A 20,426-nucleotide genomic window follows, 5' to 3' on the forward strand; every position below is an offset into this window, starting at 1 on the left:
TGGCACAGTCTAGGTCAACTGACCCACTTCGCCCAGGCCGGGCACGCGACGTGAGCGTGTGGGTGTGCGAGGTCAACCCGCGGGTGGCGTCGCCAGCCCGCAGCGCTCGACGTAGTACGCGTACAGCTCCGCCTTCAACCCGTCGTCCGACGGCACGTCGAGGCGCCCGGCGCTGCCGTCGCTCGTCTCGACCTCGAACGGCAGGATCGTGCCGCGCTTGTCGTCGGCGATCGCGTGCGCGTCGCACCGGGCGGGACGCACCGGCAGGCTGATCGTGAGCGGCGGGTCGCCGGCGGCGACGTCGAGTCCGAGGGGCCAGTCGACGCCGTCCTCCGCGCTCAGGAGGGTCGTGCCGTACACGCGCTCGATCCGCATCGAAGCGGCGCCGGCGCCGCCTTGAGCTTCTCGAGCGGATGCCGCGGGCACGATCTCCACGTCGATGAACGCGCGCCGCCCGGCTCCCGTGCCCGTGGAGCGGAGATGCTCGGGCATCACGATCTCGGCGACCTCCGCGACCGATTCGCCGAGGCAGTCGGCGGCGTTCACCCGCGAGATCGTGTCGAACGGGTCGTCGGCGGTGAGCCGGGCCTCGCCGTCGACGCCCGTGGTGCGGAAGGCGACGTCGACGACGACGGGACCGGGCTCGGCGTCGCAGGCGCTCCCAGGCAGGTCGAGCCGCACCGCGATCGCGTCGCCGGCGGCCAGTTCGAACGGCTTCGATCGCTCGAGGCCGGGTTCGAGCGTCGGGGTCTCGACCGTGAATCCCTCGATGGCGACCGGCTCGGCGCCGGTGTTCTCGAAGCGCACGACGAGCCGGCGTTCGACGACGTCGAGGCGCCCCTGCCGGAGCGAGACGGCGAGGCCGTCGGGCGACGCGGGCGCCGCGGGCGCGCCCGTGCACGCGACGAGACCGATCGGCACGGTCGCGAGGGCCGCGACGAGCGCGATCGAACGGATGAGGCGGGCGCGGGGCATCCGTCTCATGCTTTGTTCACCGCACCGACACGTCGAGGCGGCGGCCGCCGAGCGACCGGGGGAGTGCCGCGAGGCGGGCGGCGACCTCCTCGATGGCGCGGGCGGCCGGGTCGTCGGGCGCCGAGAGCACCACGGGCGCACCCGCGTCGCCGCCCTGGCGCAACGCGATGCTGAGCGGCACGCTCGCGAGCAGCGGCACGGGAGACGCCTGCCCCTCGGAGAGCCGCTCGGCGACGATCCCGCCGCCGCCCGACCCGAACAGCTCGATCAGGTCGCCACTCGGACCGGCGAAGCCCGCCATGTTCTCGACGACGCCGACGATGCGCTGCCCCGTCTGGCGGGCCACGACGCCCGAGCGCTCGGCGACGTCGGCGGCGGCGGGCTGCGGCGTGGTCACCACGACGACCTCGGCGTTCGGCAGCAGCTGCCCGAGCGAGATCGCGACGTCGCCGGTGCCCGGCGGCAGGTCGACGAGGAGCACGTCGAGGTCGCCGAAGTACACGTCGGTGAGGAACTGGTTGAGGGTGCGGTGCAGCATCGGCCCCCGCCAGGCGACGGCGACGGATGACGCGCGCCCGCCGGGCTCGGTCGGCTCGACGAACATGCCGATCGAGATGACCTTCACGCCGTGCGCGACGGGCGGCAGGATCATCTCGTCGACGCGGGTGGGGCGCGGGGCGTTCCCGTGCTCGTCGACGAGGCCGAGCAGGCCCGGGATCGAGAAGCCGTGCACGTCGGCGTCGACGAGCCCGACCGAGAGCCCGCGCGCCGCGAGCGCGACGGCGAGGTTCGCCGTGATCGTCGACTTGCCCACACCGCCCTTGCCGCTCGTGACGGCGATCACCCGGGTGAGGCTGCCCGGTCCGAACGGGTTGCCGCGCGCCGCCTTGCCGCCGCGGAGCCGTTCGGTGAGCGCTGCACGCTGCTCGGGCGTCATGACCGAGAGGGTCACGTCGGCGTTGCCGGGCCCCGCGACCGTCTCGGCCGCCTGGCGCACGTCTCGTTCGATGCGGTCGCTGGCGGGGCATCCGACGATCGTCAACCGGATCACGACCTGAACTCGGCCGTCGTCACCGGCGCTCACCGACTCCACCATGTCGAGTTCGGTGATGGGCTTGCGGATCTCGGGGTCGATGACGCCCGCGAGCGCGGCGCGCACGCCCTGCTCGAGCGAGCCGACGTCAACCGGGGGCATGGTCGGTCGCCTCCTCCTCGTCGCGTCGATCGAGCTCCTCGAGCGCTGCCCTGAGCTCGGCCCGGATGAAGTCCTTCGAGGCGAGGTCTTTCACGGCGAGCCGCAGGGCGACGACCTCGCGGGCCAGGTACTCGGTGTCGGCGAGGTTGCGTTCGGCGCGCTGCCGGTCCTGCTCGATCTGCACGCGGTCGCGGTCGTCCTGCCGGTTCTGCGCGAGCAGGATCAGCGGGGCGGCGTAGGAGGCCTGCAGTGAGAGCATGAGCGTCAGTGCGGTGAAGCCGATCGCGATCGAGTCGAATCGCAGCGGTTCGGACGCGAACGTGTTCCACGCCATCCAGCCGACCGCGAACACGGTGAGCCCGACCAGGAATCCCGGCGTGCCCATGCCGCGCGCGACCCACTCGGTGAAGCGCCCGAACCGGTCGTTGTCGCCCGAACCCCGGAAGGCCGGGGATCGGCGGATGCCCTTCGGGGTGTCGAACCGGCGGTCTTCGACGTCAACGCGTGCCATCTCCTGCCCTCCTTCCATGCGGGATCGGGATGCTGCCTGTCGTCAACTGGGCCCGCGCAGCCGCGCGGCGCCCCACCTCGCCCTCGTCGGGATGACTTCGCCAGTCATCTGGCAGCAGGTAGTCGAGCACGTCGTCAATCGTCACCACCCCGACGAGTCGGTGCTTCTCGTCGACGACCGGCACCGAGACGAGGTCGTAGCTCGCGAGGATGCGGCTGACCTCCGCGGCGGAGGTGTCGGAGCGGACGGGCTCGAGGCCCTGGTCGATGAGGGTGCCGAGGCGCTCGTGCGGCGGGTAGCGGAGCATCCGCTGGAAGTGCACCATGCCGAGGAACCGGCCGGTCGGCGGCTCGTAGGGCGGAAGGGTGACGCACACGGCCGCGCCGAGCGCCGGCGGCAGGTCGTGCCGGCGGATGAGCGCGAGCCCCTCGGCCACGGTCGCGTCGGCCGACACGATGATCGGCTCGGGCGTCATGAGGCCGCCCGCGGTGTCGGGGCCGTAGGAGAGGAGGAACCGCACGTCGTCGGCCTCCTCGGGCTCCATGAGCTCGAGGAGGTGCTCGCCGCGCTCCTCGGGGAGCTGGGCGATGAGGTCGGCCGCGTCGTCGGGCTGCATGTGGTCGAGCACGTCGGCCGCGCGATCGTCACCGAGGCCCGAGAGGATCTCGACCTGATCGGACTCGGGCATCTCCTCCAACACGTCGGCGAGACGGTCGTCGGGCAGCTCCTCTGCGACCTCCTGGCGGCGTTGCGCGGGCAGGTCGAGGAGGGTGTTCGCGAGGTCGGCCGGCTTCAGCTCGGAGTACGTCGCGATGAGCCGCTCGGCCGACTGCGCCTCGCCGCTCGCCGAGAGCTCGCGCACCTCGCGCCAGGTGACGTAGGCCGACTGGCCCTTCGAGAACGGCGAGGCGCCCTTGGGCCGGCGCACGAACAGCTGGTCGACCTCCCAATCGCCCTGCTCGCGCTCCTCGATCGCGACGTCTTCGATGGTCGCCTCGCCCGTGCCGTCGTTGAAGACGACCTTGCGGCCGAGCATCTCGGCGATGACCCGAACCTCGCCGCCGCGCTGCTCGAATCGGCGAAGGTTGATGAGCCCGGTCGTGATGATCTGCCCGCCGCCGATCGAGGTCACGCGCCCGATCGACACGAACACGCGGCGCTTGCCCGGGATCTCGACGATGAGCCCCACCACGCGCGGCGGGTCATTCCTGCGGTACACGACGAGCACGTCGCGCACCTTGCCGACCCGGTCGCCGGCGGGGTCGAAGACGGCGCACCCGGCGAGTCGGGCGACGAAGACTCTCGTGGCGCTCACGCTACCAACTTAGCCCCCGCCGTCCGTTTCCCGGCCGTTCCGGCCAGGGCCGGCGGGCCCCGTGGGACAATGGCCGGGTGAGCACCCAATCCCCGTTCGGCGGACGCCTGGCCCGCGCGTTTCCCACGCTTCCCAAGGGCGAGACCATTGCGAGTTTCGAGACGTATGCCGAGGCGCAGGCCGCCGTCGACACGCTCGCGAAGGCGGCGTTCCCCGTGAAGGAGCTCGCGATCGTCGGCACCGGGCTGACGAGCGTCGAGCGCATCACCGGCACGCTGAGCTGGGGGCGGGCGGCCGGTGCCGGCGCGCTTTCGGGAGCGTGGTTCGGCACGTTCCTCGGCCTGCTGTTCTTCATCTTCGCCCCCACGGGCGCCTCGCTCGGCATCCTCATCTCCGCGGTGCTCATCGGCGCCGGATTCGGGATGATCTTCAGCGTCGTCTCGTACTCGGTCAACCGCAGGCGCCGCGACTTCACCTCGGTCGCGCAGGTGCTCGCCACCAGGTATGCGATCGTCACGGAGTCGGCGCACGCCGAACGGGCCCGGTCGGTGCTCGGCGTCGGCGCGCCCGAGGAGGCGCCTCCCGCCGCCCCGTCGGCGTCGTCGCGGCCCATGAGCTACGGCGAGGCGACGGATGCCGCACGCCGAGCGGCCTCGGCGGAATCCGCCGAGTCAGCTCGCCCTGCTCGGCCGCGCTACGGCGAGTTCGCCCCGTCGTCCGAGGAGACGGATGCCGCGGCATCCGCTGCCCCCGACGACGAGGCCGAACGGCCCGCGTCCGACCGCTGACGGCCGCGCGGCCTCAGGAATCGGCAGTGGGGACGCGCGCGAATCCTGCCTGTAGCCCGTGTACGACGACTCGTGCGTCCTCACCGAGCAGGTCGGCCTTCCGTCGCAACTGGTGCAGCGCGGTCTCGCTCGGCTCGCCGTACACCTCGATCAATCGCAGGTCGATGAACTGCGCCAACTTGCGGAACTGCGGGCCACCGATCTCCAGGTGCAATTCCAACGACGCGGAGTCGGGGTGGACGGCGACGACGGTCATGGCCGAAGCCTGCTCATCGATGTAGAAGCCGTAGGAGATGAGTTGCGGCTCGTGCTCGTCGACGAATCCGACCAAGTCGGGGATGCCCTTCCTGACCTCCGCGAGCCTGCCCGGTCTGATCTGGGAGTGGTCGATGTACACGAGTGGTTCGGCCATGGCGCTACCTCCGTTTGCGGTCGGTCAGATGGTGCCACCAACGCCGGAAACGTGCGCGTCAGGGTCTCGAGATCGGCGTGCCAGTGGGCTGCGAGCACCTGCTGCCCAATGTAGACCGGAGGGATATCGACCGCCAGAGTCGGCGCACTTCCAGCTTCGCGATATATCGTGTCCACATGGTGACGCAGCGGGAGGTCGAGCGCGAGATCGCCGAGGGCGAGCGGCCCGATCGGCCGATTCGGCGGATGCTCCGGGGCATCCGTCACCGCATCGACCGGCGCCCAGTGCTGCGTCGCACCTACCGCGCGTTGGTGGGCGTACTCGGCGGGGTGATCGCAGTGGGCGGGCTCTTCCTCGTGCCGCTGCCCGGGCCGGGATGGCTCATCGTATTCCTCGGCCTCGCGATCCTCGGCACCGAGTTCGCGTGGGCGAAGCGTCTGGCCGCGTTCACGAAGCGGCAGCTCACCCGATTCTGGGCGTGGTGGCAGGCGCGGCGGGCCGCGCGCGGCACGACCTGATCGCCACGTGTGCAGTCCTCGCCCGATTCGGGGCGGGACGTGCACTCTCGATGCGCCGCGAGCGTGATGTGATCGCCGAAAGCGCAGTCCTCGCCCGATTCGGGGCGGGATGTGCACTCTCGATGCGCCGCGTGCGTGGTGTGATCGCCGAGAGTGCAGTCCTCGCCCGATTCGGGGCGGGATGTGCACTCTCGATGCGCCGCGTGCGTGGTGTGGACGCCGAGAGTGCAGTCCTCGCCCGATTCGGGGCGGGATGTGCACTCTCGATGCGCCGCGTGCGCGATGTGATCGCCGGGAGCGCAGTCCCCGTCCATCAGCGGGCGGGGACTGCACACTCGTGGGAGCCGGAGCGGAAGTCGGTCAGGACGCGCGGCCGCGCACCCACGCCTCGACCTCGTCGGCCGTGCGCGGGATCGCCGCCGAGAGGTTCTCGGCGCCGTCGGCGGTGACCAGGATGTCGTCTTCGATGCGCACGCCGATGCCGCGGAACTCCGCGGGCACCGTGAGATCGTCGGCCTGGAAGTAGAGGCCCGGCTCGATCGTGAACACCATGCCCGCCTCGACGACGCCGTCCATGTACATCGAGCGGCGCGCCTGCGCGCAGTCGTGCACGTCGAGGCCCAGGTGGTGGCTCGTGCCGTGCACCATGTAGCGGCGGTGGAACTGGTTCTCGGGCTCGAGCGACTCCTCTGCGCTCACCGGCAGGAAGCCCCACTCCGCCGTCTTGCGCGCGATGACCTCCATGGCGGCGGCGTGCACCTCGCGGAACACGATGCCGGGCCGCACGATCGCGAACGCGGCATCCGCTGCTTCGAGCACGGCCTCGTAGACCTTGCGCTGCACGTCGGAGAAGGTGCCGTTCACGGGGAACGTGCGCGTGATGTCGGCGGTGTAGTAGCTGTCGCGCTCGACGCCGGCGTCGAGCAGCACGAGGTCGCCGGGCACGACGGGGCCGTCGTTGCGGGTCCAGTGCAGGATCGTGGCGTGTGGGCCGGCTGCGGCGATCGAGGCGTAGCCGACGTCGTTGCCGTCGAGCCGGGCGCGCGTGGCGAACACGCCCTCGATGACGCGCTCGCCGCGCACCTCGGCGGTGATGCGGGGGAGCTCCTCGATCACCTCGGTGAAGCCGCGCTGCGTGGCGTCGATGGCCGCGCGCAGCTCGGCGACCTCGAACTCGTCCTTCACGAGGCGCAGCTCGGAGAGCACCCGGGCCAGCTCGGCGTCGGGTTCGTGTTCGCCGCCGACCTCGATCGAGAACGGGGCATCCGCGGCGTTCGTCGAGAGCGCCGCTTCGGCGGCGAAGCGGATGCGGGCGTGGTCGACGCGCTCGGTGACGGCCGCGTCGGCCTCGCGGAGCACGAGGGTGGCGGTGTCGACCGCGTCGATCACGTGGTCGAGGTCGCCGATGCCGCGCGTGGCGATCGCGAGGTCGGCGGCGACGTGCGCGAGCGAGGGGCGCGGGCCGATCCAGAACTCGCCGATCGCCGGGTTGGCGTAGAACTCCTCGGAGTCGCGGCCGGCGCGCTCGCGGAAGTAGATCGTGGCGTCGTGGCCGTCGCCGGCGGGTTCGAAGACGAGCACGGCCCCGGGCTCGGAGTCGGAGCCCCAGCCCGTGAGATGGGCGAACGCCGAGTGCGCGCGGAACGGGTACTCGGTGTCGTTCGCCCGCTGCTTCATGTCACCTGCCGGAACGATGAGACGGATGCCGGTGAACGCCGCCGAGACCTTCGCCCGGCGCGCGGCGGCGAAGGCGGCCTGCTCGCGGGCGGGCGGGAGCGTCTCGTCGCGCTCGGCCCAGCCGCTGCCGATGAAGTGCTTGAAGCCCTCAGAACTCGGTGTCGTCGAGCGATTCGCGTTGCGGCCGGTCTCCTCCGCGGTCGTCTCGGTCGCGGTCGTCTCGGTGCCGTCGGGTGCGGTGCCGTCGGGCACGGTGGTCGTGGAGGTGTCGGTCGAGTTCGCCATGCCGTCCATTCTCGCACCGTCGCGCCTCGTTCCCAGAGCTTGTCGAAGGGAGCAGCCCCGCTTCGACGAGCTCAGCGAACGACAGGCGACAGCGTCGCCACGACCGGGCGGTGGTCGCTGCCCGCTCCGTCGTGCTCGCCGAGCACGCGGAAGGCGTCGACCCGCCATCCGGGCGTGGCCAGCACGTGGTCGATGGGGCTGCCGAACAGCTCGGGAAGGTCGGTCGGCCAGGTGCCGAGCGCGCCGGCCCCGGCCTGCACCGCGGCATCCCGGCACCGCCCGAGGTCGCCGCCGTCGGCGCCCCGGCCGGCGAAGTGGTCGACGGTCGCGTTGAAGTCGCCCGCCATGATCACGTTCTCGCCCGCGCACTGTTCGGCCAGCCAGTCGAGGTCGCTTCGCCAGTTGCGCAGCTCCCAGCGGATGGGGGCCACCGCGTGCACCGCGACGATGCGCGGCCCGTCGCCGTCGACGGGGTCGGCGACGATCGTCGGGAGCGTGTTCGTGTTGCCGGGCGGCCCCGGGACGAGGTCCGACACGACCCGGTAGTCGCCGAGCTCGGGCGAGATGAGGATCGTCGTCGAGCGGGCCTTCGCGACCTCGTCGAACGCCACCGTGTGCACCCACATCGGGCTGCCGCCCTCGCGCATCGCGATCGCGACCTCCTCGCCGAGCGGAACCGTGGTCTCGGGCAGCACGACGACATCGGCCCCCTCGTCGAGGGCGAGGCCCGCGATCGTCGACGCCTCGGGCACCTCGCCGAGGGTGTTCCAAGACAGTACGGTGACGGATGCCGCGTCGTTTGCGACATCCGACCCGCCCGTGCCGCGCACGGCGAGCACCGCCACGTTCCCGGCCGCGAAGAGGGCGAGCACGACGGCCATCGCGAGACCGAAGCGACGGGTCGCGCGTGGGATCGCGAGGAGCCCGAACCCGACGGCGGCGACGATGCCGCACGCCGCGGCCACGCCGCGCAGGGCGACGACGTGCGCGGCCACCCACTGGTTCTGCAGCCCGAACCCCTGCGGCCAGACGAGCACCGCGGCGAGGGCCGCGGTGCCGAGCACGACGGCCCAGCCGAGGATGCGGGGGAGCATTCCACCAACCCTAGGCGAGGCTCGGGCGTGCAGGCCGAGGCGGCGCCGCCGATCCGCTGGGAGTCGGGGGTGAAGATGCCGCGACTAGCATGAGGGGATGCCCGAAGCCCCCGCCGTCGTCGGCGAAGCCGACCTGCACGCGCACTCGACGGTGTCGGACGGAACGGAATCGCCCGCGCGCCTCATGCGGCAGGCCGCGGCCGCGGGGCTCTGGGGCGTCGCGCTGACCGACCACGACGCGACGACAGGGTGGGCCGAGGCCGCGGCCGCGGTGCCCGAGACGGGCGTCGTGCTGATTCCGGGCATGGAGTTCTCCACGCGGGAGGGCTTCACGAGCGTGCACATGCTCGCGTACCTGATCGATCCCCTCCACGAGGGGCTGCTCGCCGAGACCGCGCGCATCCGCGAGTCCCGTCTCACGCGTGCCGAGGAGATCGTGCGGCGCATCGGGCGCGACTACGACCTCAGTTGGGACGACGTGCTCGCCCAGACCATCGAGGGTGCGACCATCGGCCGGCCGCACATCGCCGACGCGCTGGTCGCCCGGGGTCACGTGGCGACGAGGTCGGCGGCGTTCGACGGCATCCTGCACCCGCGCACCGGATACGCGCAGCCGCACTACGCACCCGACCCGCTGACCGCCGTGCGCCTGATCCGGGCGGCCGGCGGGGTGCCGGTGCTCGCCCACCCCGGCACCCGGGGAGCCCACCGGGTCATCCCGCCCGAGCGCCTCGCGCGGCTCGTCGACGCCGGGCTCTTCGGGCTCGAGATCGACCACCCCGAGAACCGCGACGACGCGAAGCCGCAGCTGCGCGAGCTGGCGCGGCGGTTCGGGCTCGCCGTCACGGGGTCGAGCGACTACCACGGCGCGGGCAAGCCCAACCGGCTCGGCGAGTGCCGAACCGCGCGCGACGTGGTGGAGCGGATCATCGCCGAGGGCTCGGGTTCGTCGCCCGTCACGCCGTAGGTCGAATCAGCGGATGCCGCGGGGCTCAGGCCGCGGGCGCCGCCCCGCCGGTGGACGGCCCGCGACGACGACGGCGGCGGCGCGGCGCCGCGTTGCCGTCGTGGTGCTCGTGTCCCTTGCCGTCGTGTGTTCCCGTGCCGGGCTCCTTCGGCGCGGCGACCGCGGAACCGGCGGTTCCGCCGCCCTGCGCGGCCTCGCCGGCGGGCTGGCCGCCGCGGGTGCGACGGCGCGACCGGGACCGCGGTGCCCGCTCGGCGTCGCCCTCGGCGCGGCCCTCGCTGCGGCCGGCGGTGCTGGCACGCGTCGGCGACGCGGTCGGGGCGGCCGACTTCAGGCGGCCCTTCGTGCCCGCGGGGATGTCGAGATCGTGGTACAGGTGCGGGCTCGAGGAGTACGTCTCGGTCGGCTCGGGCTGGCCGAACTCCAGGGCGCGGTTGATGAGCGCCCACTTGTGCAGGTCGTCCCAGTCGACGAACGTCACGGCGATGCCGGTCTTGCCCGCGCGGCCGGTGCGGCCCGCTCGGTGCAGGTAGGTCTTGTCGTCGTCGGGGATGGTGTGGTTGATGACGTGCGTCACGTCGTCGACGTCGATGCCGCGAGCCGCGACATCCGTGGCGATGAGCACGTCTTTCCTGCCGGCCTTGAACGCGGCCATCGCGCGCTCGCGCTGGTCCTGGTTCAGGTCGCCGTGCACCGCCGCCGCATTGAAGCCGCGGTCGTTGAGCTCCTCGACGAGCTTCGCCGCGGCGCGCTTCGTGCGGGTGAAGATGACGGTCTTGCCGCGCCCGTCGGCCTGGAGGATGCGCGCGATGACCTCGTCTTTGTCGAGCGAGTGCGCCCGGTACACGAGGTGCTTGATGTTCGCCTGCGTGAGGCCCTCGTCGGGGTCGTTCGCACGGATGTGGATCGGCCGGGTCATGAAACGCCGCGCCAGAGCCACGATCGGCCCCGGCATCGTGGCCGAGAAGAGCATCGTGTGGCGCACGGCCGGAGTCTGCGCGAAGAGCTTCTCGATGTCGGCGAGGAAGCCCAGGTCGAGCATCTTGTCGGCCTCGTCGAGCACCATCTCGGTCACGTTCTTCAGCGACAGGATGCGCTGCGATACGAGGTCGAGCAGCCGGCCCGGCGTGCCGACGACGATCTGCGCACCGGCCTTCAGCTGCTCGATCTGGCCCTCGTACGCCTTGCCGCCGTAGATCGACACGACCTTCGTGGGGCGGTTCGAGGATGCGAGCTCGAGGTCTTCGGTCACCTGCACGCACAGTTCGCGGGTCGGCACGACGACGAGCGCCTTGACGCCGCTCTCGGGGTCGTCGCCGAGTCGCTGGATGATGGGCAGGCCGAAGCCGAAGGTCTTGCCGGTGCCGGTCTTGGCCTGGCCGATGATGTCCTGCCCGTCGAGGGCGAGGGGGATGGTCTGCTCCTGGATCGGGAAGGCATCGACGATGCCCTTCCCGGCGAGGGCGTCGACGATGTCGGACGCGACGCCGAGCTCTGCGAATGTAGTCAAAGATCTGCCTGTTCGGAAGTCGTAGATGAGGATGCGCCTCGTCTCAACTTCAGGCGCACGGCCGCGGATCCATCGCCCACGGGCCCTCCCAGCCTAACGGAGACTCCCTGAGAGCCTCGGATAGGCTGTGTCCGTGGTGTTCTGGACGAGCCGGCGGGGTGCCCGCCCCGAGGCCCCGCGGCTGCGTCCGCGCGTCGCGCCCACCGACCTCGCCCGGGTCGACTTCGGCGAACTCGTGCCCGAGCCGGTGCCGTTCCTCGGGCAGGCCGCGTACATCCAGCTCGAGTTCTTCGAGGGGCTCGCGAAGGCGGTGGCGACCGCGCCGAGCCTCACCTCGAAAGAGGGGCTGAGCGCCGCCGCGGGCGTCGCGCTCCGCAAGCACCACGCGCTCATCGCCGAGCTCCGCCGCCTCGGCGTCGAACCCGATGACGTGATGGCGCCGTTCGCGCCCGCCACCGACCGGTTCCGCCAGGCGACCGCCGGAGCCGACTGGTACGAGCTGCTGCTCGGCATCCACCTCACCGCCGGAATGCTCGACGACTACTTCTCGCGGCTCGCCGACGGACTGCCGGCCGACCTCGGCGCGCGCGTGCGCGCCATCCTCGACGAGGAGGGCGCGGCGGTCGTGCTCGGGTCGGAGCTCGGCGCCGCCATCCGATCCGATCCGAGACTCGCCGACCGCCTCGCGCTGTGGGGGCGCAGCCTCGTGGGCGACACCCTCCTGATCGCGCGGTCGGCGCTGCGCGCCTCCGAGGCCGACGGCCGCGCCGGAGAGCGCGTCGAGCCGGTGTTCACCGAGCTCATCGCCGATCACACGCGTCGGATGGACGCGCTCGGCCTCACCGCGTAGGTGCGGAAGCTCGGGGCTGCTACGCGTTGCGCGCCGAAGCGCCGGGGCGGGCGAGCCGTTCGAAGAGCACCGCATCGCCGCGCTCGCGGCGCGGACCGATGAGCAATGCGGATGCCGCGGCGGCGACGCCCGAGGCGGCCAGCGAGACCACCCAGATCCACGTGCCGTCCCACGGCCAGCCGAGCCAGGTGAGCCCGACCCACATGACGGCCGCCACGCCCGCGCCGATCGCGGGGACGAGCACGCTGCCGTACGTGCGCCGTCGGGGCAGTGCGTAGCGCGCGGCCAGACCGAGGATCGCGCCGCCGAGCACGACGAACATGAGCTCCATCGTCAGGCGACGAATCCGACGCGGCGCGACTCCTCGGAGCCGATCTCAACGTATGCGAGTGCCGCCGACGGCACGACGTAGACGGTGCCCTTGTCGTCGGCGAGCTTCAGGTGCGCGGCCTGCCCGGCAAGGGCCGCCGCGACGGCCTGCTCCACCTCCGCCGCAGACTGCGAGGTCTCGAATGAGAGTTCACGGGGGGAGTTCTGGATGCCGATGCGAACGTCCACTGTGCGCCTTTCTGCTCTTGCTGAAACCCTACGACACGGGCCGCGCCGGGCCGTGCGCGTTCACTGTCGGCGGAACGCGTTAGCGTTCAGGCATGCCCGGCACCGCGACCCTCCCGAACCCCGTCGTGACCCTCGCCGACGGTGAGCACGCCGCGGTCTTCGGAGCTCCGGGCAGCGGCAAGACGTGGCTCGTCGTCGAGCTCGTCGCCGACCGCGTCGAGCGGCGCGGCTACGGCACCGACGAGGTGCTCGTGCTGTCGGCGACGCGCGCATCGGCGACCGCGCTCCGCGACCAGCTCGCGGTGCGGCTCGGGGTCACGACACGGGGCCCGCTCGCGCGCACCGCGAACTCGGTCGCCTTCCAGCTCGTGCGCGCTGCCACCGGCGCCCGCGTCACGCTGCTCACCGGCGCCGAGCACGACCAGATCGTCGGCGACATGGTCGAGGGCGGCATCCGCGACGGATTCGGCCCGGCCTGGCCCGAGCCGCTCGTGACCGAGGTGCGGGCGCTCCGCGGGTTCCGGTCGGAGCTCCGCGACCTCATGATGCGGGCGGTCGAGCACGGCGTCGACGCACCGGCGCTCGCCCGGCTCGGCGAGCGCGCCGGGCGGCCCGAATGGGTCGCCGCGGCCGCGTTCCTCGAGGAGTACGCCGAGGTCAAGGAGCAGCTGCGCCCCACGCAGTTCGACTCCGCAGAGCTCGGCGCGTTCGCCGCGTCGATCGTGCGCCGGAGCCTGACGGATGCCGCGGCATCCGCTGCCCTGGGCACCCTCGCGGGGCTGCGTCTCGTCGTCGTCGACGACGCGCAGGAGGCGACCGAGGCGACTGCCGCGATGCTCGGAGCGTTCGCGGCGCGCGGTGTCGCGGTGGTGGCGTTCGGCGACCCCGACGTCGCGAGCAACGGGTTCCGCGGCGGGCGGCCGGAGCTTCTCGGGTCGCTCACGGCCGTGCTCGACGGGGCTCCCGTTCGGCGCATCGAACTCGCCGAGGTGCATCGCGGGCGTGCGGCGATCCGCGACGTCGTGCAGTCTGCGACGTCGCACGTCGGCACGGCCCTCGGCGGCACGCATCGGCGGGCGACGCTCGTGCGCGACGTCGGCGAGGGGGGTCCCGCGGCCGACCCCGACCCGCTCGGCGCGGTGCTCGGCATCGAGGCGCCGTCGCACGCGGCCGAGTGCCAGTCCGTCGCTGCGCTCCTCCGCGAGCGGCACCTGCTCGACGGCGTGCCGTGGTCGTCGATGGCGGTCGTGCTGCGTTCGGGCGCCGACGTGCCGGCGTTCGAACGGGGGCTCGCGCACGCCGACGTGCCGACCGCGGGCGACGCCGCACGCACCGCCCTGCGCGACGCGCCGGCGGCGGCCGCGCTCCTCGTGGCCGCGTCGCTCGCGCTCGACCGTGAGCCGCTCACGGCCGAGCGCGCCGTCGAGGTGCTGACCGGTCCGCTCGGGCGGCTCGACGGCATCGGCCTCCGCCGGCTCCGGCTCGCCCTGCGCCACGAGGAGCTCGCGGCAGGGGGCATCCGCACCGGCGACGAGCTGCTCGTCGACGCGCTCGCCGCGCCCGGCGGCTTCGAGACCATCGACGCGGCGCCCGGCCGCCGTGCCGCACGGCTCGCAAAGCTCCTCGCCGCGGCGCGCGGCATCGCCGGCGGCGGAGGCACGATCGAGGAGGTGCTCTGGTCGTTGTGGCACGACAGCGGCCTCGCCGCCGAGTGGGGCAGCCAGGCACGGGGCACGGGCGTGCTCGCCGAGGAGGCCAACCGATCGCTCGACGCCGCGGTGGCGCTGTTCGCGGCCGCGACGAGGTTCGTCGAACGCGAGCCCGACGCCCCGGCGACGCGGTTCGTCGCCGAGGTGCTCGCGAGCGAACTGCCTGAGGACTCGCTCGCGCCGCGGCGCGCCGCCGAGACGGTGCTCGTGACCACGCCGCCAGCGCTGATCGGCCGCGAGTTCGACGTCGTGGTCGTCGCCGGCCTGCAAGACGGCGTCTGGCCGAACCTCCGCCCGCGCGGCACCCTGCTGCATGCGGGACTCCTGTCGAGGGTCGTCGCGGCGGCGCGGGCCGGTGCGCCGCTGCCGGCGCCCGAGACGGCGTCGGAATCGCGCGCGACGGTGCGCGGCGACGAACTGCGACTGTTCGCGCTCGCCGCTTCGAGGGCGAAGCGCCAGCTCGTGCTGAGCTGCACCGCCAACGACGACGAGCAGCCGTCGATGCTCATGGGCTGCGCGCCGACGCGCGTGCGGCCGCGCCGGCGTCCCCTGCACCTGCGCGGGCTCGTCGGCGCGCTCCGTCGCGAGGCGGTCGCGTCGGCCGACGGCGAGGCCGCGGCCGCGCTCGCGCTGCTCGCCGAGGAGGGCGTGCCGGGTGCGCATCCCGACGACTGGTACGGGCTCGCCGAGCCGTCGACGACCGCTCCGCTCGTCGACCTCGACGGCGACCCCGACGCGTTCGTCGCTGTCTCGCCGTCGCAGATCGACCGCGCCGAGGAGTCCCCGCTCGGCTGGTTCATCGATCACGTGGCCTCGCCCCCGTCTGGCATCGCCGCGTCGATCGGCACGATCGTGCACGCGGTCGTCGAGGAGGCCGGTGCCCGCGATGACGGCGACACGAGCGTCGAGACGCTGTGGGCGTCCGTCGAGGAACGCTGGCGCGACCTCCGGTTCGAGGCCGGTTGGGTCGCCGAGCGCGAGCGTCGGGGCGCGCGGCGCATGACCGAGGGGGCCTCCGGGTACCTTGCGAACTTCGACGACGACCGGAAGGTGCTGCTCGGCGCCGAGGGGCGCTTCACGCTGGTCGCCGGTCGGATTCGGCTCACCGGCACGATCGACCGTGTGGAGGCGTCGCCCGATGGAACGACCGTGATCGTCGACCTGAAGACGGGGCGCACGCCGCCCACGGCGGAGCAGACCGCGCAGCATCCGCAACTCGCGTCGTACCAGCTCGCCGCGCGGGCCGGGGAGGTGCCGAACGCCGGGCTGCTCGGCGGCGCCAAGCTCGTCTACCTCGCCAGGCCCGCACGGGGCGTCGCATATACCGAGAAAGCACAGCAGCCATTCGACGACGAGGCCGAGGCGGCATTCCGCGAGCGACTCGACGGCGTCGGACGCATCATGGCCGGCAACACATTCGAGGGCCCGGGCGAACTCGGATTCCGGTCGCGGTTCGGTGCCTGGCAGTACCGGGTGCACCTCGTGCCGGCGGTGTCGGCATGAGCGCGGTGACCTCGGCCGGCGGGACGGCGGCCGATGCGAGTCGGGCCGGCGCGATGGCGGCCGGCGCGAGTCGGGCCGGCGCGATGCGCGTCGGCGCCATCGAGATCGCCGCCCGCCTCGGGCTGCACGCCCCCACCGACGAGCAGCGCGCCGTCATCGAAGCAGACCCGCACGGCGCGAGCGTCGTCGTCGCGGGTGCCGGCAGCGGCAAGACCGAGACCATGGCGAACCGCGTGGTGTGGCTGCTCGCCAACGGGCACGTCGCCGTGCCCGAGGTGCTCGGCCTCACCTTCACCCGCAAAGCCGCCGGTGAGCTCGCCGACCGCGTGCGCGAGCGGGTCGCGCAGCTCGTCGCCGAGGGCATCGCCGACGTCGTGCTCGACCCGCTCGAGTCGGCCTCCGTCGGCACGTACAACGCGTTCGCGAGTGCGATCTTCCGCGAGCACGCCATGCTGATCGGGCGCGAGCCCGACGCGACCGTGCTGGGCGAGGCATCCGCGTGGCTGCTCGCCCGGTCGGTCGCGAGCGCGTCGGCCGACCCGCGCCTCGTGGAGCTCGACGCCTCGCTCGACCGCGTCACCGGAGCCGTGCTTGCGCTCGGCCGGGCGCTCGCCGAGAACGTCGCCGACAGCCGCGACGTGCGCGCGTTCGCCCGCGACTTCCTCGCGATGGAGGGGCTTCCGATCGAGGCGCCGCGCAAGCGCACCGACTTCGCCACGTTCACCGACGCGCTCGGCGTCGTCGGCGCCCTGCCGCCGCTGCTCGATCTCGCCGACGCGTACGCCGCAGCGAAGCGCGAGCGGGGGTACGTCGAGTTCTCCGACCAGGTGGCCCTCGCCCTCGCGATCTGCGAGCGGCATCCCGACGTCGTCGCAGCGCATCGAGAGCGCGCACGCACCGTGCTCCTCGACGAGTACCAGGACACGAGCGTGGTGCAGACGCGGCTGCTCTCCGCCCTGTTCCGCGGGCACTCGGTCATGGCCGTGGGCGACCCCGACCAGTCGATCTACGGATGGCGCGGGGCGAGCGCGGCGAACCTCGCCCGCTTCGCGGGCGACTTCGCCCCCGACGCGGCCGCCGGCGTCTACGACCTCTCGACGAGCTGGCGCAACCCGCGCATCGTGCTCGACGCCGCGAACACGATCATCGGGCCGCTCGACGCCGGCATCCCCAAGGCGCCGCTCGCGGCATCCTCGTTCGCCGGGCCGGGCCGGCTCGAGGCCGGATGGGCCGAGACGATCGAGGAGGAGGCCGAGCTCGTCGCCCGATGGTTCGCGGCGAGGCTGGGGCGGGCGGGGGACCGCTCCGCACGGAGCGGGGCGCTGCTCTGCCGCACGTTCGCGAGCGTCGGCGTCTTCACGTCCGCCCTGCGCGCCCGCGGCGTGCCGGTGCACGTGCTGGGCGTCGCCGGCCTGCTCGACCAGCCGGTCATCGCCGACCTCGTGTGCGTGCTGCGCGTGCTCCACGACCCGACCGCCGGTTCCGAGCTCGTTCGCGTGCTCGGCGGCGCGCGGTGGCGCATCGGCCCCGCCGACCTCGCCGCGCTCCACGACCTCGCCCGCTGGCTCGCCGACCGCGACCTCGCGCGTCGTCGCCTCGGCGACGACGTGCGTCGCGAGCTCAGGGCGTCGATTGCGCCCGGCGAGTCGCCCTCCATCGTCGACGCACTCGACTTCCTCCTCACCGCTCCCGACGACCACAGCGCCCTGCGTGGCTTCAGCACCACCGGACTCGGGCGGATGCGGCGCGCCGGTGCCCAGCTGCAGTCCCTGCGCCGACGCGCCGGCCTCGGCCTCGTCGACTTCGTGCACCTCGTCGAGCAGGAGCTCCTCCTCGACGTCGAGGTCGCCGCGAACGCGTCGCAGCCACTCGGGGCGCCGAGCCTCGAGGCGTTCGACGAGCTGCTCGCCGGATTCGCCGACGTCGCCGACCACCCGACCCTCGGCGCGTTCCTCGGCTGGCTCACCGAGGCCGAGCAGCGCGACCGCCTCACGCCTCGGCACGACGAACCAGAGCCCGGCGCCGTGCAGGTGCTCTCGATCCACGGCTCGAAGGGCCTCGAGTGGGACCTCGTCGCGGTTCCGCGGCTTGTCGACGACGAACTCCCGTCGAGGCCGCGGTCGACGAAGGGATGGCTGGCGTTCGGCGAGCTCCCGAACGACTTCAAGGGCGACCGCGACGAGTTGCCCGAGCTGGCGTGGCGCGGCACGCAGAGCCAGGCCGAGTTCGACGCCGCGGTGCGGGCGTTCGGCGACGAGAACCGCGAGCGCCACGCCGAGGAGGAGCGCCGGCTCGCCTACGTCGCGCTCACCCGCACCCGCGACCAGCTGCTGCTCACCGGCTCGTGGTGGTCCACGCAGAAGACGCCGCGCAGCCCGAGCCCGTTCCTCCGCGAGCTCGCCGTCGCCGGGGTGCTCGACCCCGGCGTCCTGCCGGCTGCGCCTGCCGCGTCCGAGAACCCGCGCTCGAGCGCCGCGTCCCGCGAGCGGTGGCCGCTCGACCCGCTCGGAGTCCGGCGCACCGCGGTGCACGCCGCGGCCGCCGCGGTGCGTGCCGCGGCCGAGCAGCCGACGGGCACCGGCATCGGTCCGCAGCTGGCCGACGAGTTGCGCCTGCTCCTCGAAGACCGTCGCCGCCGTCTCGAGGGCTCGGGAGCACCGCCGATCCCCGCCCGCGTGCCGGCATCGCGCTTCAAGGACTACGTCGACGATCCCTCGGCGGTCGCCGAGCAGCTGCGGCGCCCGATGCCGCAGCGCCCCTACCGGGCCACCCGCATCGGCACGCTGTTCCACGCCTGGGTCGAGCACCGTTCGACCGGCCTCGGCGAGGCATCCGCCATCGACGACGCGTGGCCCGACGTCACCTCGGAGGCCGGCACCGACGACCGAGACGGGTACATCCTCGCGGATGCCTCGCCTGATCGGCTGCGCGCACTGCAGGCGACGTTCGAGGCATCCGAGTGGGGAGGCCGGCGGCCGATCGCGGTCGAGCTCGAGCTGCACCTGCCGATCGAGGAGCACGTGTTCGTGTGCAAGCTCGACGCGGTGTACGAGGTGCCCGCGGGCGGCGAACTCGCGGCACGCGGCATCCGCTACCAGGTGGTCGACTGGAAGACGGGCGCCGCACCGCGCGATGCGCACGACCTCGAACTCAAGCAGATGCAGCTCGCCCTGTACCGTCTCGCGTACGCGAAGTGGGCCGGGGTGGCGCCCGAGGAGGTCGACGCCGTCTTCTACTTCGTCGAAGACGACCTGGTCATCCGGCCCGACCGGCTCTACGACGAGGCGGCGCTGCGCCGATCGTGGGCGTCGGTCGCGTCATCGGCCGGGGCGTCATCGGCCGGGGCGTCAACGGCGGGCGCGGCATCGCCCCAGTCGCTGAGGTCGAGCGGGATGGGCGCCGTCGCGTCTATGGGGGCAGCGGGCCGTTCGCCGGCCTCGCGACGCTCGAGTTCGGAGAAGTCGTAGCTGTCGGTGAGCAGCGTCGCGCCCGCCTCGCGGCGGAGGTGATCGCGCGGCGTGTCGTCGAGCATCCGCTCGACCTCGCCGACCGCGAGGATGGGCCCGGTCTCGGGCGAGAGCGGCTCGCTCGAGCGATCGTGGATGCTCCCGACCAGTCCGTCGAGGAGCGCGACGGCGTCCTCGACGATCGCCGCATCGTGCTGCGCCACGCCGTGCAGGAGCCAGCGGGCGAGTTCGAGCTCCCCGTACAGCAGGGCGCGCTGAGGCAGGTGGGCATCCGCCCCGCCTCCGCGGGCCGTCGTGTAGGCGTCGAGTGCCACCTCGGCCGCCGCGCCCCGGGACGTGAGCAGCCAGTGCAGGTCGCGGGCCGGGTCGCCGACCGAGAGGGCGGCCCACCCCACGACGCCGCTCACGGCATCGCCCTCGACGAGGACCGAGTCGCCCGTGAGCGACCCGTTCACGACCGTCGGACGGAAGCGCCAGAGCGCCTCGTCGTCGGTGGCCTGCTCCCAGCGACGAAGGATCGCCACCGGGAGACGACCCGTGTCCGCGGCGCGTCCGACGAGCTCGACGACCCCGTCACGAGCCTGGTCGGCGTCTTCCCGCGGCAGTCCGGCGTCGCCGATGAACCCCGCCGGCAGTCCGTGGATCGCCGCGATCGCGGAGCCGACCGAGAATGCGAGGCCCTCGTGCTCGGTCAGTTCATCGGCGGTGCGCACGCCACCCGGCAGGAACTCGGTGACGATCGCGCGGGTGCCGTCGATCGGCGCCTGGCCGATGAAGCCGGGCACGGCGAAGGGCAGGCGCGAGCGGATGCCGGGGGTCATCGCCCTGATGGCGACGAGGTCGGCGGACTGCTCGGTCTCAGCGCTCTGCGAGCGCGGCGCACGGATCACGAGACGGCGGCCGTCGGCGGATTCGAGCTCGACGCTGTCGTAGGCGCCGTGGCTGCGACGGGTGTGCGCCCGTGCCCTGCGCACCTCGAGCCCGGGCACCGCCGCCGTGGCCAACGCGGCTAGAGTGAGTGGGGGTCTGGCCATGGCACACAGCTTAAGCAGGCAACTCCGCCTCCGGGGCGACCGCCACGCCTTCCCGCCG

The 20,426-nt window shown here is 73.0% G+C and carries 16 protein-coding genes and 1 pseudogene; 6 read left to right on the forward strand and 11 right to left on the reverse strand.

Annotated elements, in window-relative coordinates; all coding sequences use genetic code 11:
- Positions 1-72 precede the first annotated feature (72 nt).
- The 4 genes from ACFWN7_RS04910 to ACFWN7_RS04925 are packed head-to-tail and all read right to left on the reverse strand — an operon-like array spanning position 73 to position 3,996.
- Entirely contained in the window at positions 73-975 is a 903-nt protein-coding gene (locus ACFWN7_RS04910) for a hypothetical protein (protein WP_376937612.1), read from the reverse strand.
- A 16-nt stretch (positions 976-991) separates the two neighbouring features.
- Positions 992-2,170 carry an Mrp/NBP35 family ATP-binding protein gene (locus ACFWN7_RS04915; RefSeq protein WP_376937613.1) on the reverse strand — a complete coding sequence of 393 codons (1,179 nt, stop codon included), beginning with the start codon at positions 2,168-2,170 and terminating at the stop codon, positions 992-994.
- Positions 2,157-2,681 (reverse strand): DUF1003 domain-containing protein, encoded by a 525-nt coding sequence (locus ACFWN7_RS04920; protein WP_376937614.1) that lies wholly within the window; start codon positions 2,679-2,681, stop codon positions 2,157-2,159. Before ACFWN7_RS04920 ends, ACFWN7_RS04915 begins: the two co-directional genes overlap by 14 nt.
- The gene (locus ACFWN7_RS04925) at positions 2,668-3,996 is read right to left on the reverse strand and encodes a magnesium transporter MgtE N-terminal domain-containing protein (protein WP_376937615.1); all 1,329 of its coding nucleotides are present in this window, start codon (positions 3,994-3,996) and stop codon (positions 2,668-2,670) included. Before ACFWN7_RS04925 ends, ACFWN7_RS04920 begins: the two co-directional genes overlap by 14 nt.
- Before the next feature lie 77 nt (positions 3,997-4,073).
- Here ACFWN7_RS04925 and ACFWN7_RS04930 point away from each other — a divergent pair, with 77 nt between their 5' ends.
- Complete coding sequence (locus tag ACFWN7_RS04930; protein ID WP_376937616.1) at positions 4,074-4,784, forward strand: general stress protein; 711 nt, start codon at positions 4,074-4,076, stop codon at positions 4,782-4,784.
- Positions 4,785-4,797: 13 nt separating this feature from the next.
- Here ACFWN7_RS04930 and ACFWN7_RS04935 read toward each other — a convergent pair whose 3' ends face one another.
- Positions 4,798-5,196: a hypothetical protein gene (locus ACFWN7_RS04935; RefSeq protein WP_376937617.1), complete on the reverse strand. Its 399-nt coding sequence runs from the start codon at positions 5,194-5,196 to the stop codon at positions 4,798-4,800.
- A 176-nt stretch (positions 5,197-5,372) separates the two neighbouring features.
- Between ACFWN7_RS04935 and ACFWN7_RS04940 the strand changes: the two genes are divergently transcribed.
- Positions 5,373-5,714, forward strand: coding sequence for a TIGR02611 family protein (locus ACFWN7_RS04940; RefSeq protein WP_376937618.1), 342 nt, complete (start codon positions 5,373-5,375; stop codon positions 5,712-5,714).
- A gap of 360 nt (positions 5,715-6,074) precedes the next feature.
- Here ACFWN7_RS04940 and ACFWN7_RS04945 read toward each other — a convergent pair whose 3' ends face one another.
- Entirely contained in the window at positions 6,075-7,676 is a 1,602-nt protein-coding gene (locus tag ACFWN7_RS04945) for an aminopeptidase P family protein (protein WP_376937619.1), read from the reverse strand.
- Between the two features lie 71 nt (positions 7,677-7,747).
- A complete protein-coding gene (locus tag ACFWN7_RS04950) occupies positions 7,748-8,770 on the reverse strand; it encodes an endonuclease/exonuclease/phosphatase family protein (protein WP_376937620.1) in 1,023 nt (340 codons plus the stop codon).
- Positions 8,771-8,867: 97 nt separating this feature from the next.
- On the opposite strand from ACFWN7_RS04950, the gene ACFWN7_RS04955 reads away from it, so the two are divergent.
- Positions 8,868-9,737, forward strand: a complete 870-nt coding sequence (locus ACFWN7_RS04955) for a PHP domain-containing protein (protein WP_376937621.1) — start codon at positions 8,868-8,870, stop codon at positions 9,735-9,737.
- A gap of 25 nt (positions 9,738-9,762) precedes the next feature.
- Here the strand turns inward: ACFWN7_RS04955 and ACFWN7_RS04960 are convergent, their stop codons facing one another.
- Positions 9,763-11,247 (reverse strand): DEAD/DEAH box helicase, encoded by a 1,485-nt coding sequence (locus ACFWN7_RS04960; protein WP_376937622.1) that lies wholly within the window; start codon positions 11,245-11,247, stop codon positions 9,763-9,765.
- Between the two features lie 133 nt (positions 11,248-11,380).
- On the opposite strand from ACFWN7_RS04960, the gene ACFWN7_RS04965 reads away from it, so the two are divergent.
- Complete coding sequence (locus tag ACFWN7_RS04965) at positions 11,381-12,097, forward strand: ferritin-like fold-containing protein (protein WP_376937623.1); 717 nt, start codon at positions 11,381-11,383, stop codon at positions 12,095-12,097.
- A gap of 19 nt (positions 12,098-12,116) precedes the next feature.
- Here the strand turns inward: ACFWN7_RS04965 and ACFWN7_RS04970 are convergent, their stop codons facing one another.
- Positions 12,117-12,428, reverse strand: a complete 312-nt coding sequence (locus tag ACFWN7_RS04970) for a hypothetical protein (protein WP_376937625.1) — start codon at positions 12,426-12,428, stop codon at positions 12,117-12,119.
- Between the two features lie 2 nt (positions 12,429-12,430).
- Entirely contained in the window at positions 12,431-12,655 is a 225-nt protein-coding gene (locus tag ACFWN7_RS04975; protein ID WP_376937626.1) for a DUF3107 domain-containing protein, read from the reverse strand.
- A 92-nt stretch (positions 12,656-12,747) separates the two neighbouring features.
- Here ACFWN7_RS04975 and ACFWN7_RS04980 point away from each other — a divergent pair, with 92 nt between their 5' ends.
- Positions 12,748-15,867, forward strand: coding sequence for a PD-(D/E)XK nuclease family protein (locus ACFWN7_RS04980; RefSeq protein WP_376937627.1), 3,120 nt, complete (start codon positions 12,748-12,750; stop codon positions 15,865-15,867).
- Positions 15,864-19,334 (forward strand): ATP-dependent DNA helicase, encoded by a 3,471-nt coding sequence (locus tag ACFWN7_RS04985; RefSeq protein ID WP_376937628.1) that lies wholly within the window; start codon positions 15,864-15,866, stop codon positions 19,332-19,334. The genes ACFWN7_RS04980 and ACFWN7_RS04985 overlap by 4 nt, the downstream gene beginning before the upstream one ends.
- A gap of 278 nt (positions 19,335-19,612) precedes the next feature.
- On the opposite strand, the pseudogene ACFWN7_RS04990 reads toward ACFWN7_RS04985, so the two are convergent.
- Positions 19,613-20,368: pseudogene (locus tag ACFWN7_RS04990) on the reverse strand (phosphotransferase); the annotation flags it as partial.
- Positions 20,369-20,426 lie beyond the last annotated feature (58 nt).

The sequence above is a fragment of the Agromyces sp. NPDC058484 genome, assembly GCF_042720415.1.
Lineage (GTDB): Bacteria > Actinomycetota > Actinomycetes > Actinomycetales > Microbacteriaceae > Agromyces.